The sequence below is a fragment of the Blastococcus jejuensis genome (assembly GCF_039534705.1).
GTDB classification, from domain to species: domain Bacteria; phylum Actinomycetota; class Actinomycetes; order Mycobacteriales; family Geodermatophilaceae; genus Blastococcus_B; species Blastococcus_B jejuensis.
On record NZ_BAAAVV010000014.1, the window covers coordinates 37,276 to 51,394 of the forward strand.

Genomic DNA, 14,119 nt, shown 5'->3' on the forward strand with positions numbered 1-14,119 from the left:
CACTACGGGTCAGATGAGGATCAACTCCGTCTGGCGGGCGTCGAGGTACTCCACGCCGTCAGCGGTCAGCGCGATGCCCTGCTCGAGGGCCATCCGGACGCGCTGACCGCCCCACTCGGGCACCGGGTGGCGGACGGCGAGCTCCAGGGCGTAGGCGGTGTCGACGTGCACGGGGTAGTCGCCGGCCCCGGCCACGCCGTCCTGCGCGTCCCACTGGCCGATGGCCGGGCCCGCGCCGTGGCCGTGCACGCCGATGGGGTGCGAGTACACGTCGCCGTCGACGCCCTCGCGCGCCGCGGCTGCCCGGGCCGCGGCCAGCACCTGGTTGCCCGTCCGCCCGGGGATCAGCGCGGCGACGGTGAGGTCCTGCAGCCGGTTGCCCGCGCGCAGCGCCGCGCGCAGCCCCTCCGGCGCGGCCGTCTCGCCGCGGCCGAGCACGTAGGCGTTGCGCTGGACGTCGGTCCGCAGACCCAGGCTGCTCAGCCCGACGTCGCAGTGCAGGAGGTCCCCCCGCTCGACGACCGCGTCGAACGCCACCGACGGGAGCCTGTCCCCGGTGAGCGGCCTGCCGGCCCGCTGCAGGGTGACGCTGGGCTGGAACCACGGGTCGACGCCGAGATCGGCGAAGCGCTGCCGGATCCACCAGGCCACGTCCAGCGCCGTCGTCGTCCCCGGCGTGACGACGGCGGGGGAGAAGGCTTCGGCGACGACGTCGTGGGTGAGCCGGTTGAGCGTGTGCAGCGCGGCGATCTCCTCCGGCAGCCGGGTCTCCAGCCAGCCGACGGCGAGGTCCTCGGCGGGCACCAGCCGATCGGCCCACGGTCCGAGGGCCTCGGTGAGCAGCCGGTGCTCGGTGTGCGAGAGCCCGTCGGCGAGGGCGAAGGCCTCGGAGACGTCGATGCCGATGCGGCGCGGGTCGGCCTGCTCCACGAACCGGCGGACCGCCGACCACTGCGAGCGTTCCGGCGACAGGCCGGGGGCGTCGTCGGGTGACCACGCCGGCAGGAACTGGCCCACCGGGTAGCGGGAGGCGGCGACGGGCGTGACGCCGTCGTCGCTGCGGTGCAGCGCGAGGATCGTGCGCCGGCGGGCCGACAGCCAGGTCGCCGGCAGCAGCGAGGCGAGCACGGGGTCCTCGTTGTACTCCCGGCCGATGACCAGCCACAGGTCGATCCCGGCCCGGTCCATCAGCCCGGGCAGCACGTCGAGCAGGCGCTGCGTCAGCCACCGGTCGCGGATGTCGGCCTGCTCCCGCAGCGGCAGCGGGACCGCGCGGAGAGCGACCGACGTCATGCGGACAGCGAAACAGAAGAGGGGCCTCGCTGCCCCCGCAGGCCCGGCCGGGCGAGCGGCTCAGCCGATGTCGCGCACGGCGGGCTGCTCGTCGGTGTGCGGCGACCGGGCGCGCGGCACCCGGAAGGCGGCGACCCGGTCGCGCCCCTGCTTCTTGGCGTCGTACATGGCGGCGTCGGCGCGGTCGACCAGCCGCCACAGGGCGTCGGTGGCGTTCTCGCCGTCCACCGGACGGGCGAGCGCGATGCCGACGGAGGCGGTCACCGTGTGGCCGTCGTCGGTGTACGTGCGGGCCACGGCGGACCGCAGGCGCTCGGCCAGCCGGGTGGCCTCGTGCGAGTCGCTGACCATGCCGAGGACGACGAGTTCCTCCCCGCCGGTGCGGGCCAGGACATCGGCCGGGCGGACGGTGGCGCCCAGGGACCCGGCCACCGCGAGGAGGACCGCGTCGCCGGCGGCGTGACCGTGGGCGTCGTTGAGCCGCTTGAAGTGGTCGAGGTCGAGGACCATGGCGGCCACGCGGGTGCCGTCACGGCGGGCCTGCCGCCACAGCCGCGGGGCCTGCTCGACGAGGTAGCGGCGGTTGTAGAGGCCGGTGAGCGGGTCGAGGTTGGAGAGCATCTGGGTCGCGACGAGCAGTCGCTGAACCCGCCGGCGGAGCACGAACACCCCGAACGAGCCCGCGTTGAGCATCCCGGCGCTGACCCCGACCTGGACGCCGAGCGCCATCGGGCTGTCGTAGCTCGGCCAGAGCGCGACCAGGCACACCAGGACCGTGACCACCATGTTGACGCCGAGCTCCCACGGCCCGAGGAACCAGGCGGCGACGAACGAGGCGAACAGCAGCATGAGCGGCGTCGCGTAGCGCACCGGGTCCTCGATGCACATCGCGACGACGAGGTAGATGAGGTCGCCGAGCAGCACCAGCCCGAACGTGCCCCACCGCCCGGCGCGCTGCCGGATGATCAACGGCACGGCCGCGAGCACGCACAGCGCCATCGTCGCGGCGTACACCCCGCGCGGGGCGCCCTCGCGCAGCACGCCGTCGACGAACAGGTTCACCGTGCCCATGGCACCGCCGATGAGCAGCAGCGCCGCCAGCGTGAGCGCGGCGACCCGGTGCTCGGGCCCACGCGCGGCGACGGTGACGCCAGTGTTCCCGGCGTCACCGTGGGACTGTCCCCGGCCGATCACGGCGACAGGATGCCTCACGGACGTGGATGTGCGGACGATCCCCTGCATGGTTACCGAATCGTGTGCAACCGGATGATCATGGTCGCAGGTGTCCCGTGACCGGCGGTCCGGTGCCAGGCTGGCCGGCATGACGCACCTGGACCCGTCGCTGGTCGTCGCCCGGCCGCTGGCCGACAACCCGCTCGTCTCCAACGGCCCCACCAGTTCGCTGCGGATGATCGCGCCCGGGAAGCTGACCGCCGGCCGTTTCGGGCTGCTCGAGTACCGCTGCGCGCCGCACACGCCCGGCGCCGCGCCGCACTACCACTCGACGTTCTCCGAGTCGTTCTACGTGCTCTCCGGTGAGCTGACCGTCTACCACTCCGGCCGGTGGGAGCCCTTCGGGCCCGGGGACTTCGCCCTCGTGCACGAGGGCGGCGCGCACGGCTTCCGCAACGACGGCGACGCGGAGGCCGCGTTCCTCATCCTCTTCGCGCCCGGCATCGCGCGGGAGAACTTCTTCCTGGAGATGGCCGAGATCCGGCGCAGCGGGCGGGTGCTGACGCCGGAGGAGCTGACCGCCTTCTACGCCCGGCACGACCAGGTGATGGTCGACTCCTGAGCAGGTCCGCGGCCGCGGTGGAAGGCTGGGCCTCCAGCGCAGCGACGAGGAGGAGGCAGCCGATGGCCGGAGGGCCCTGGTTCTTCTGCATGAAGCACAACACCGTCGAGCCCAAGGACGGCTGTGCCGAGCGGCACCGCCTCGGCCCCTACGCCACCCGCGAGGAGGCCGAGCACGCGGTGCAGTCGGTGCACGAGCGCGAGGAGAAGCTCTCCGCCGAGGACCGGGCGTGGGAGGGCGACTGACGCCGGTCCCGCCCGAGTGGGCACCCCGTCGGACCGGCGGGGCATGATCGGAGCTGCCGGGCGGTCCGGCGTGGGTGGAGGGGGAGACGTGACGGAGCGCGCGGTCGAGGAACTGGTCGTCGGGGTGCTCGGCGGGACAGGGCCGCAGGGGCGCGGGCTCGCCGTGCGCCTCGCCGCCGCGGGCCAGCGCATCCTGCTCGGCTCGCGCGACGCCGACCGTGCGGCCGAGGTGGCCGTCGAGGTCGCGGCCCGTGCCTCGACGGCGGCCGGCGGTGTCGAGACCTCGGTGCAGGGCGGCTCCAACGTCGACGTCGCCGGCGCCGCCGACCTGGTGATCGTCGCGGTGCCCTTCGCCGGGCACGCGGCCACGCTGGCCGAGCTCGCGGCCCCGCTCGCCGGCAAGATCGTCGTCGACTGCGTCGTCCCGATGGGCTTCGACGAGCTCGGCGCCTACGTGCTCGACGTCGAGGAGGGCAGCGTCACCCAGCAGGCGGCCGCGCTGCTGCCCGACAGCCACGTCGTCGGCGCGTTCCACCACCTGTCGGCGGTGCTGCTCGAGGACCTGTCCCGGCCCACGCTCGACGGCGACGTGATGGTCGTCGGCGACGTGCGCGAGGCCACCGACACCGTGCAGGCGCTGGCCGGCCGGCTGCCCGGGATGCGCGGCATCTACGCCGGCCGGCTCCGCAACGCCCGGCAGGTCGAGGCGCTGACCATCAACCTCGTCTCGTGCAACCGCCGGTACAAGGTGCATGCGGGCATCCGGATCACCGACGTCTGAACCGGTCGACGACCTCGGGACGCCGTTCGCGGGTTCGGCGCCGCGGCGGGTCGTGTCGCTCGTCCCGTCGCTGACCGAGGCGATCGCCGCCACCGACGCCGAGCTGCTCGTCGGCGCGACCGACTGGTGCACCCACCCCGCGGGGCTCGACGTCCCCCGCGTCGGCGGCACCAAGTGGCCCGACGTCGCCCGCGTGCGGGCGCTCGAGCCGGACCTGGTGGTCGCCAACGCCGAGGAGAACCGGCCCGAGGACGTCGCGGCGCTGCGGGACGCCGGGCTTTTCGTCTGGGTCACCGCCCCGGCGACGGTGGCCCAGGCGCTGGGCTCGCTCGGCCGGCTCTGCGCGGTGCTCGGCGATCCCGACCCGGGCTGGTTGGGCCAGGCGCGGGCCGCGTGGGTCTCGCCGCCGGCGCTGCCCGCCGTGCGGGGCGTCGTCCCCATCTGGCGCCGTCCGTGGATGGTGCTCGGCCGGGACACCTTCGCCGGCGACGTGCTGGCCCGCCTCGGCGTGGTCAACGTCTTCGCCGGGTCCACCGACCGCTATCCCAAGCTGGCGCCGGGCGACCTCGGTGGGATCGAGGCCGACCTCGTGGTCTTCCCCGACGAGCCCTACGCCTTCACCCCGGACGACGGGCCGGAGGCGTGGCCGCAGGCCAGGCCGGTGTTCGTCAGCGGCCGCCACCTGACCTGGTACGGCCCGTCGCTGGCCGAGGCACCCGCGGTGCTGACCCGGCAACTGGGCGGCTGATCGCTGCGACACTCGGGCCGTGCTGCCCGCCGTCCTCGTCGCGACCCTGCACGGGGCCGCGGTCGCCTTCATGCTCGTCGGGTCGCTGCTGGCCCTGCGGTGGCCGCGGCTGCTGTGGGCGCACGTGCCGGTGAGCCTGGCGATCCTGGCCCTGTACCTGACCGGCTCGGACTGCCCGCTGACGACGTGGGAGCTCGCGCTGCGCGACGCGGCGGGCGAACCGGGCTACCGGGGCGGGTTCATCGGGCACTACCTCACCGAACCGCTGGGCTTCCCGATCGAGGCGACGTCCACGCAGGTCGGCATCTACGTCGTCGCGTTCCTGCCCAACGTCGTCGGCTACGGCCTGCTCGTCGCCCGGCACGTGCGCCGGTCGGTCAGAGCACGCGGCGGCTGAGCCGGCGGAGCAGCCCGGCGAAGTCGTCGTTGCGCCACCACTCGGCGATGCGCCCGTCCTCGATGCGGTAGATGTCGGTGCCGCCCCAGCGCAGCTGCTGCCCGGTGGGCTCGAGCCCGGCGACCTCGTTCGCGTGGGTGCCGGTCGCCGTCCAGCGCGCGACGACGTACGGGCCTTCGCCGACCAGCAGGTCGTGCGTGACGTGCAGGTCGGGGAAGAGGATGCGGAACCGCCGGAAGGCCTGGCGGAGCTCGTCGATCCCCTGGGTGGCCTCGGCCGAGTCCGGCGTCCCCGGGTGAAGGGTCACGTCCGGTGCGGCGAACCGGTCCAGCAGGTCCTCGCGGTGCACGTTCACGCACTCGGAGACGAACCGGCGGACGACGTCCTTGTTCTCCTCGGTGGCCATGGAGGAAGGGTGGCACCGCGACCCCGCGCGCGGGCGGGAAGACGACCTACTCGAACGAATGCTCCGGGCCGGGGAATGTGCCGCTGCGGACGTCGTCGGCGTACTCCTTGGCCGCGCGCAGCAGTTCGGCGCGCAGGTCGGCGTACTTCTTCACGAACTTGGGCACCCGGCCGCCGGTGAACCCCGCCATGTCGGGCCACACGAGCACCTGGGCGTCGCAGTCGACTCCGGCGCCGATGCCGATGGTGGGGATGGCCAGCTCCTTGGTCACCTGAGCGGCGAGCTCGGCCGGCACCATCTCCATGACCACGGCGAACGCACCGGCCTCCTGCACCGCGTGCGCGTCGGCGAGCAGCTTCTCCGCCCCGGCGCCGCGCCCCTGCACCCGGAAGCCGCCCAGGCCGTGCTCGCTCTGCGGCGTGAACCCGATGTGCGCCATCACGGGGATGCCGGCCTCGGTGATCAGCCTGATCTGCGGCGCGACCCGGACCCCGCCCTCGAGCTTGACCGCCTGCGCGCCGCCCTCCTTCATCAGCCGGACGGCGGTGGCCAGCGCCTGCTCGGGGGAGGACTCGTAGCTGCCGAAGGGCATGTCGGCGACGATCAGCGACCGCTTCGTCGAGCGGGTGACCGCCCTGGTCATCAGCAGGATGTCGTCGACGGTCACCGGCACGGTGCTCGACAGCCCGAGGACGACGTTGCCGGCGGAGTCGCCGACGAGCATCACCGGAATGCCGGCCTCCTCGAAGACCGACGCGCTCACCGTGTCGTACGCGGTGAGCATCGCCCACTTCTCGCCGCGCTCCTTGGCCTGCTGCAGGTGGTGCACGCGCACCCGGGCGGACGACGTCCCGCCGTACAGCACCGACTCACTCATGTGATGCTCCTTCGCGGACGGTGGGCAGGGTCTCCCGCCACCGGTTGGTGACGGGTAGCCGCCGATCACGTCCGAACGCCTTGAGGCTGATCTTCGTTCCGGGGGCCGACTGGCGGCGCTTGAACTCCGCGGCGTCGACCAGCCGGAGCACCCGGGCGACGGTCTCCGCGCCGTGCCCGCGCTCGAGCAGCTCGGCCATGCCGAGGTCGCCGTCGACGTAGTCGGCGATGATCGCGTCGAGCTCGTCGTAGGAGGGCAGCGAGTCGGTGTCCACCTGGCCGGGTGCGAGCTCGGCCGACGGGGGCTTGTCGATGCAGTGCTGCGGGATCGGCTCGACCTCCCCGCGCGTGCGGGCGTGCTCGTTGCGCCAGCGCGCCAGCTCCCACACCAGCGTCTTGGGCACGTCCTTGATCGGCGCGAACCCGCCGGCGGAGTCGCCGTAGAGGGTGGAGTAGCCGACGGCGACCTCGCTCTTGTTGCCCGTGGTCAGCAGCAGGTGGCCGTGCTGGTTGGACAGGCCCATCAGCAGCGTGCCGCGCACCCGCGCCTGCAGGTTCTCCGCCGCCACCCCGGTCAGCTCGACCGACGAGTGGTACGCGTCGACCATCGGGGCGATCGGCACCACCGAGTAGTGCAGCCCGACTCGGGTGGCGAGGTCCTGGGCGTCGGTGAGCGAGTGCTCGCTGGAGTACCTCGACGGCAGGCCGACCCCGTGCACGCGGTCGGGGCCGAGCGCGTCAGCGGCGAGCACGGCGACGACGGCCGAGTCGATGCCGCCGGACAGGCCCAGCACCACCGAGGGCATGCCGTTCTTGTCGATGAAGTCGCGCAGCCCCAGGACGAGCGCCCGCCAGACCTCCTCGCAGTCGGTCAGCGGCTCGGCCACCGTGCCCGGCCGCGCGTCGAACGCGGGCACCGGCTCCTCGGACACCACGTGCCGGGTGACCGTCATCGGGCCGATCCGGCCCTCGGTCCGCGCCGGCACCGCCGTCGGGTCGACGGTCAGGTCGACGGTCAGCAGGTGCTCGACGAACTGCGGTGCCCGGGCCAGCAGTGTTCCGTCGGCGGAGACGACCATCGAGTCGCCGTCGAACACGAGCTCGTCCTGCCCGCCGACCTGGTTGCAGTACACGATCGGCGCCTTCGCCTCGGCCGCCCGGCGGCGGACCAGCGGCAGCCGCAGGTCGTCCTTGGCGCGCTCGTAGGGCGAGGCGTTGGGGGAGACCACGAGGTCCACGCCGGCCTGGCCGGCGACCCCGCACGGCCCGCCCTCGACCCAGAGGTCCTCGCAGATGGTCAGCGCGACGTCGACGCCGTGCAGCCGCACCACCGGCAGCTCGGTGCCGGGCACGAAGTAGCGCGCCTCGTCGAAGACCCCGTAGTTGGGCAGGTGCCGCTTGTAGTAGCGGACCACGACCTCGCCGCCGTGCAGCAGGGCGGCCGCGTTGCGCGGGGCGCCGCGGCGGGGGTTGGCGTCCGACGGGCGGTCGTCGTCGTGCGGCATCGACTCCGCGGGCGCCGGCCCCGCGCCCGCGGTGTGCGCGAGGTACCCGACGACGACGGCGACGTCCCCGAGCCCCTGCTTCTCCAGCGCCGCGGCGAGCTCGACCACGGCCCGCTCGCTGGCGTGCGCGAACGACTCGCGCAGCACGAGGTCCTCGGGCGGGTAGCCGGTCAGCGTCATCTCCGGGAAGACGACGAGGTGGACACCGGCGTCGGCTGCTCTCGCCGTCCACCGGGTCACCAGCTCGGCGTTGCCGGTGAGGTCACCGACGCGGGTGTCGACCTGGGCCAGCCCCACCCGCACCTGCCTGCGCTGATCGTCCACGCACTCCAGTCTGGTCGCCGTCCCGGGGGAACGGCCAGGCGGGGGGAGAGGTCAGGACGGTCCGGCCGGCGCAGCCCGCGGCACCGGCAGACCGTTCGGTGTCGCGGCGGACGACGTCGCGGCGGGCGCTGACCCGGTCGGCTCGGGGGGCGTGGCCCGCTCGAGGAAGCGGAGCAGCTCCACCGGGAACGGCAGGACGAGCGTCGAGTTCTTCTCCGCGGCCACCTCGACGACGGTCTGCAGGAGGCGGAGCTGGAGGGCGGCGGGGTGCGCGGCCATCACCTCGGCGGCCTGGGCCAGTTTCTCCGAGGCCTGCAGCTCGCCCTCGGCCGTGATGATCCGGGACCTCCGCTCGCGCTCGGCCTCCGCCTGCCGCGACATCGACCGCTTCATCGACTCCGGCAGTGCGACGTCCTTGATGTCGACGCGGTCGATGTGGATGCCCCAGTCGACGGCGGGGCTGTCCATCATCAGCTCCAGGCCCTGGTTGAGCCGCTCCCGGTTGGACAGCAGGTCGTCCAGGTCGCTCTTGCCGATGATCGACCGCAGCGAGGCCTGGGCGACCTGGGCGATCGCGGCCTGGTAGTTCTGCACGTCGACCACGACGCGGACGGGGTCGAACACCCGGAAGTAGACGACGGCGTCGACCTTGACGGTGACGTTGTCGCGGGTGATGCCCTCCTGTGCCGGCACCGGCATGGTCACGATCTGCATGGTGACCTTGTGCAGCCGGTCGGCTCCCGGGGCGATCGCGATGAGGCCGGGGGACCGGACCTCCCCGCGCAGTCGTCCGAACCGCAGGACGACGCCGCGCTCGTACTGGGCGATGATCCGGACGCTCGCGCCGAGGACCACCAGCAGCCCGAGAAGGACGATCGCGAGGACAACGAGGAGGGTGCTCATCTCGGCCTCCCGCCCGACGCCGCTCCGCTCGGAGCGGCCGACCGCCCCGGGTCCAGGCGTCTGTGACGAGGACTCCAGCGTAGTCCCGCACCTGGACCCGGGGGCCGGGCTCAGCCGCCGGTGACGGCGCCCTGCGCCTCGGGCTTCCAGAAGGCCATCACCTTCGTGCGCAGCGTCGCGCCGAGCCGGCGGTAGAAGCGCTGCGCGGCGTCGTTGTCCTCGCGCATCTCCCACCGGATCGCGAGCCGCTCGGGTGCGGCCAGAGCCGCGAGCTCGGTCATGAGCAGCCGGCCGACGCCCGCGTCGCGGTACCCGTCGCGGACGAAGAGGTCGTCGAGCGCGAGGATGTCGCGGCCGAGCCAGAGGTGCAGCCGGCGGACGGCGGAGACGTAGCCCGCCGGCACCCCGTCGCGCTCGGCGACCAGGACGACCACGTCGGGGCGGGCGAGCATCGCCGTCCACGTGTCGAGGTCGCTGGCGACGTCGGAGACCTCGCCCTCGTGGGCGGCGATCTCCCGCACCATCATCAGCACGGACGCGGCGTCGTCCGGCCCCGCCCGGCGGACCGTGACGATGCTCGCGGCGGTCTCCATCGGTGTTCTCTCCTCGCTCGTCGGTGCTCAGCAGTGGGCGTACTCGTCCGGGCGGATCGCCATGGCGCCGGCCATCGCGAACAGCATCAGGACGTGCCCCCACAGGAGCATGCCTCCCGAGCTGATCAGCCCGGCCCACATCGGCACGAACAGCACGAGGAACGGCAGGTACATCGCCGCGCCCATCTCGACGCAGGGCCGCCAGCCGTGGCCGCGGAACCGCATCCAGGCGGTCATCGCGATGGTCATGTCCGTCGCCATCACCATGGCCATCGCCTCCGGCGAGTCGAGGAAGGCGGACCAGCCGAGGGCATCGAGGGTGACGGTCCAGACCGGGTGCAGCGCGACCATGCCGACGGCCATCGCGATGACCATCTCGACGTAGTGGACGGTGAGCTTGCGCCACCGGTGACGGCGGGCGGCCGCCCGGTCGGCGGGGACGGCGAGGTCGGCGGGCTGGGGTGGGGCGGTGTGCATGGCGGTTCTCCTCGAGAGGTCAGGGTGTTCAGGCAGCGGGGTGATCAGGGGACGAGGGCGTAGCCGGCCTCGTCGACGGCCGCGGCGATCTCGGCGCGGTCGACGGGGCGGTCGACGGAGACGGTGACCGTGCCGGCGGCGAGGTCGACGCGGACGTCGCAGACGCCCTCGACGCGGCCCACCTCCTCGGTGATGGCGCGCTCGCAGTGGCCGCAGGTCATGCCGCGGACCGCGACGGTGGTGCTGCCGACGAAGGTGCGGGGGGTGCTGCTCAACATGGCGGGATCTCCCGGGTGGTCGTTGCTGGGACGGCACGAATCTCGCCGCAGGGACCACCTGCTCGCGCCGGGAAGATCACCGGGTTCAGCGGAGTGCGGGCGCTGCGTCGACCCCGCCCGTGGCACGCCCGGAACGGCACGCCCTGGCGACACATCCGGCGCACACCCGGCGATCACCCCGGTGGTTTCCCCGGCGCGAGGGCCGGTGCCCGGCCCCGACGATCGGTGGCACCGATCCGCCGAACCAGGAGACCGCCATGACGACGACGCTGCCGGCCCCGAGGGCCGCCACCGACACCTGCGCCCTCGACATCGGGGGCATGACCTGTGCCTCGTGCGTGGGGCGGGTGGAGAAGGCGCTGACGAGGCTCGACGGCGTCGCCGACGCCCGGGTGAACCTCGCGACCGAGACGGCGGCCGTCGACTTCGACCCGCGGCTCGTCGGGCCGGCCGAGTTCGCCGCCGCCGTCGCGAAGGCCGGCTACACGGCCACGCCCCGCCACGAGGCGAGGACCGCGCCCGAGCCGGCCGCGGCCGAGCCGGTCGACGACCGGGACGCCGAACTCGGCTCGATCAAGCGCCGGTGGCAGGTCGCGCTCACCGCCGGCCTGGGCCTGATGGTGCTGATGTACATCCCGCTGCCGCTGGACGCGATGGACTGGCTGATGCCGGCGATCCTCGTCGTCGCCACGTTCGTGCAGTTCTGGGCCGGGAAGACGATCTACGCCGCAGCCTGGGCGGCCGCCCGCCACGGCGCCACGAACATGAACACCCTGGTGGCCCTGGGGACGGCGGTGGCCTACGGGGACAGCGCGTTCGTCACCCTGTGGCCGGCCGCCGCCGAGCAGTGGGGCCTACCGCTGCACGTCTACTACGAGACGTCGCTGGTGATCATCGCGCTGGTGCTGATGGGCCGGTGGATGGAGTCGAAGGCCAAGAAGCGCACCACCGCCGCGATCTCCGCGCTGGTCGGCCTCGCACCGAAGACCGCCCGCGTGCTGCGCGGGGACACCGAGACCGACGTCCCGCTCGAGCAGGTCGTCGTCGGCGACCTGGTGCGGGTGCGGCCGGGCGAGAAGGTTCCCGTCGACGGCGTCGTCACCGCCGGGAGCTCCTCGGTCGAGGAGAGCATGCTGACCGGCGAGCCGCTGCCGGTCGCCAAGTCCGCCGGCGACCAGGTGATCGGCGCGACGCTCAACCGCACCGGGTCGATGGTCGTCCGCGCCACCGCGGTCGGCGAGGACACCACGCTGGCCCAGATCGTCCGCCTGGTGGGCGAGGCACAGGGCTCGAAGGCGCCGATGCAGCGCCTGGCCGACCGGGTCTCGGCCTGGTTCGTCCCCGCCGTGCTGGTGGCGGCCGTCGTTACCTTCGCGGCCTGGGCGCTGCTCGGCCCGGACACGGGCCGGCTGACCATGGCCATCGGCACGACGATCGCCGTGCTGATCATCGCCTGCCCCTGCGCCCTGGGGCTGGCCACGCCGACCGCCGTGATGGTGGGCACCGGCAAGGCCGCCGAGCTCGGCATCCTGATCGGTGACGGCGAGGCGCTCGAGCAGGCCAAGCGGCTGACCGCCGTCGTCCTGGACAAGACCGGCACGATCACCCGCGGGCGACCCGGCGTCGCCGGCGTCACCACCGCCCCGGGGTGGGCCGGGGACGAGGTGCTGGGCCTGGCCGCGGCCGCTGAACTGGGCAGCGAGCACCCGCTGGGCGAGGCGATCGTCGCCGCCGCCCGGGACCGCGGCCTGGCGCTGGCGCCCGCCGCGTCCTTCGAGGCCCTGGCCGGCAGCGGGATCGACGCCACCGTCGGGACCCACCGCGTCCTGGTCGGCAACCGCGCCCTGATGACGGCGTCCGGCGTCGACACCGCCCCCGTGGACGGTGCCGCCGCGGAGGCGGCACGGACCGGGGCGACCCCCGTGCTGGTCGCGGTCGACGGCGGGCTGGCCGGGTTGATCGCGGTCGCCGACACCGTCCGGCCGGAGTCGGCCGAGGCGGTCGCGCAGCTGAAGGCCCTGGGCCTGCAGGTGTGGATGCTCACCGGCGACAACGAGGTCACCGCCCGGGCGATCGCGGCCCAGGTCGGCATCGAGCACGTGCTGGCGGACGTGCTTCCCGCGCAGAAGTCGGAGAAGGTCGCCGCGCTGCAGGCCGACGGCCACGTCGTGGCGATGTGCGGTGACGGCATCAACGACGCGCCGGCGCTGGCGCAGGCCGACCTCGGCATCGCCGTCGGCACCGGCACCGACGTCGCCATCGCCGCCTCCGACATCACCCTCGTGGGCGGCGACCTGCGCGGCATCGTCTCGGCGATCGCCCTGTCCCGCCGCACCGTGACCACGATCAAGCAGGGGCTGGCCTGGGCCTTCGCCTACAACGTGCTGCTGATCCCGGTCGCCGCCGGCGCGCTCTACGCCTTCGACGGGCTGCTGCTGGACCCGGTGCTCGCCGCCGCGGCGATGGCGATGAGCTCGGTCAGCGTCGTCACCAACGCCCTGCGGCTGCGGCGGTTCCGCCGTCCGGAGAGCGCGGAGGAGATCCTGCACCCCTCGCTGGGCAGCCGGGTCGGCCAGTACGCATTCCTCGCCACGGTCGCCGTCGTCGCCCTCTCGATCGGCGCGGGCCTCACCGCGCTGAGCCGGACCGACACCGCGCAGCGCGGCATGAACGGGATCCTGGCCTGGACCCAGACCACGGGCATGCCGATGCGGCCGGCGATGAGCACCATGATGACGGCGGAGGTCGAGCCCACGGCGGCCGAGCAGGCGCACGTCGACGTCGCGCTCGACCTGCCGGCCGACGCGCGGCCCGGCGAGCCGACGCGGGTCGTCGTCCGGCTGACCGACACCGAGACCGGGCAGCCGCTGGACGACCTGACCCGCAGCCACGAGGTGTGGGCGCACCTGATCGCCACCCGCGCCGACCTCGGCACCTTCGCCCACGTGCACCCGGAGCCGACCGGCCGCCCCGGTGAGCTCGCCGTCGACCTGACGTTCCCGACCGCGGGCACGTACCTGGTCAACACCGAGTTCCGCCGCCAGGGCGAGATGGGCGACGTGCACGACGCGCAGTCGGTCACCGTCGCGGGCACCGTGCCGGCCCCGGTCGCGCTGCAGCCGTCGCCGCGGACCGTCGTCGTCGACGGCGTGCGCGTCGAGCTGGAGGGGGAGGCGGTCGCGGGGGAGACCAGCGAGCTGGCCTTCACCTTCACCGACGCCGAGACCGGCCGCCCCGTCGACGACCTGCAGCCCTACCTGGCCGCCGCCGGCCACGTGGTGGTCATGCGCGCCGACGGCGAGACCTTCGCCCACGAGCACGCCGACGTCGAGGACGCCGACGGCGACCCCGTCTTCGCCCTACCCGGCCAGGAGTTCGGCCCCGAGCTCGACGTGCACGCCGAGTTCGCGACCCCCGGCGTCTACCAGCTGTGGGGCCAGTTCCGCACCGCCGACGGCGACGTGCTCACCGTTCCGTTCACCGTCACCGCCCGCTGAG

At 73.8% G+C, this 14,119-nt stretch carries 15 protein-coding genes; 6 read left to right on the plus strand and 9 right to left on the minus strand.

Going from position 1 to position 14,119, the window contains the following annotated elements; all coding sequences use genetic code 11:
• Positions 1 to 9 precede the first annotated feature (9 nt).
• Together ABD644_RS19910 and ABD644_RS19915 are read right to left on the minus strand one after the other, a co-directional pair.
• Positions 10 to 1,293 (minus strand): M24 family metallopeptidase, encoded by a 1,284-nt coding sequence (locus ABD644_RS19910; protein WP_344690799.1) that lies wholly within the window; start codon positions 1,291 to 1,293, stop codon positions 10 to 12.
• Positions 1,294 to 1,353: 60 nt separating this feature from the next.
• Positions 1,354 to 2,487 carry a GGDEF domain-containing protein gene (locus ABD644_RS19915; RefSeq protein ID WP_344690800.1) on the minus strand — a complete coding sequence of 378 codons (1,134 nt, stop codon included), beginning with the start codon at positions 2,485 to 2,487 and terminating at the stop codon, positions 1,354 to 1,356.
• A 127-nt stretch (positions 2,488 to 2,614) separates the two neighbouring features.
• Here ABD644_RS19915 and ABD644_RS19920 point away from each other — a divergent pair, with 127 nt between their 5' ends.
• The 5 genes from ABD644_RS19920 (at position 2,615) to ABD644_RS19940 (ending at position 5,259) form a co-directional block, all read left to right on the plus strand.
• Entirely contained in the window at positions 2,615 to 3,088 is a 474-nt protein-coding gene (locus ABD644_RS19920) for a cupin domain-containing protein (RefSeq protein WP_344690801.1), read from the plus strand.
• A gap of 62 nt (positions 3,089 to 3,150) precedes the next feature.
• Positions 3,151 to 3,333 (plus strand): hypothetical protein, encoded by a 183-nt coding sequence (locus ABD644_RS19925; RefSeq protein ID WP_344690802.1) that lies wholly within the window; start codon positions 3,151 to 3,153, stop codon positions 3,331 to 3,333.
• An 88-nt stretch (positions 3,334 to 3,421) separates the two neighbouring features.
• Positions 3,422 to 4,114, plus strand: a complete 693-nt coding sequence (gene npdG / locus ABD644_RS19930; protein WP_344690803.1) for an NADPH-dependent F420 reductase — start codon at positions 3,422 to 3,424, stop codon at positions 4,112 to 4,114.
• A 52-nt stretch (positions 4,115 to 4,166) separates the two neighbouring features.
• Positions 4,167 to 4,862 carry a helical backbone metal receptor gene (locus ABD644_RS19935; RefSeq protein WP_344690804.1) on the plus strand — a complete coding sequence of 232 codons (696 nt, stop codon included), beginning with the start codon at positions 4,167 to 4,169 and terminating at the stop codon, positions 4,860 to 4,862.
• Positions 4,863 to 4,881: 19 nt separating this feature from the next.
• Positions 4,882 to 5,259 (plus strand): DUF2784 domain-containing protein, encoded by a 378-nt coding sequence (locus tag ABD644_RS19940; RefSeq protein WP_344690805.1) that lies wholly within the window; start codon positions 4,882 to 4,884, stop codon positions 5,257 to 5,259.
• Here ABD644_RS19940 and ABD644_RS19945 read toward each other — a convergent pair.
• From ABD644_RS19945 to ABD644_RS19975, 7 genes are all read right to left on the minus strand, one after another.
• Positions 5,240 to 5,665 (minus strand): ester cyclase, encoded by a 426-nt coding sequence (locus ABD644_RS19945; RefSeq protein ID WP_344690806.1) that lies wholly within the window; start codon positions 5,663 to 5,665, stop codon positions 5,240 to 5,242. The two genes, ABD644_RS19940 and ABD644_RS19945, sit on opposite strands and share 20 nt — an antisense overlap.
• Before the next feature lie 46 nt (positions 5,666 to 5,711).
• Positions 5,712 to 6,542 (minus strand): 3-methyl-2-oxobutanoate hydroxymethyltransferase, encoded by an 831-nt coding sequence (panB, locus tag ABD644_RS19950; protein WP_344690807.1) that lies wholly within the window; start codon positions 6,540 to 6,542, stop codon positions 5,712 to 5,714.
• Positions 6,535 to 8,370, minus strand: coding sequence for an NAD+ synthase (locus ABD644_RS19955; protein ID WP_344690808.1), 1,836 nt, complete (start codon positions 8,368 to 8,370; stop codon positions 6,535 to 6,537). Before ABD644_RS19955 ends, panB begins: the two co-directional genes overlap by 8 nt.
• 51 nt (positions 8,371 to 8,421) lie before the next feature.
• Positions 8,422 to 9,273, minus strand: coding sequence for a slipin family protein (locus ABD644_RS19960; protein ID WP_344690809.1), 852 nt, complete (start codon positions 9,271 to 9,273; stop codon positions 8,422 to 8,424).
• Between the two features lie 110 nt (positions 9,274 to 9,383).
• Entirely contained in the window at positions 9,384 to 9,866 is a 483-nt protein-coding gene (locus ABD644_RS19965; protein ID WP_344690810.1) for a GNAT family N-acetyltransferase, read from the minus strand.
• A 27-nt stretch (positions 9,867 to 9,893) separates the two neighbouring features.
• Positions 9,894 to 10,343 carry a hypothetical protein gene (locus ABD644_RS19970; RefSeq protein ID WP_344690811.1) on the minus strand — a complete coding sequence of 150 codons (450 nt, stop codon included), beginning with the start codon at positions 10,341 to 10,343 and terminating at the stop codon, positions 9,894 to 9,896.
• A gap of 44 nt (positions 10,344 to 10,387) precedes the next feature.
• Entirely contained in the window at positions 10,388 to 10,621 is a 234-nt protein-coding gene (locus ABD644_RS19975) for a heavy-metal-associated domain-containing protein (RefSeq protein WP_344690812.1), read from the minus strand.
• A 257-nt stretch (positions 10,622 to 10,878) separates the two neighbouring features.
• Here ABD644_RS19975 and ABD644_RS19980 point away from each other — a divergent pair, with 257 nt between their 5' ends.
• Positions 10,879 to 14,118: a heavy metal translocating P-type ATPase gene (locus ABD644_RS19980; protein ID WP_344690813.1), complete on the plus strand. Its 3,240-nt coding sequence runs from the start codon at positions 10,879 to 10,881 to the stop codon at positions 14,116 to 14,118.
• Position 14,119: the final 1 nt, after the last annotated feature.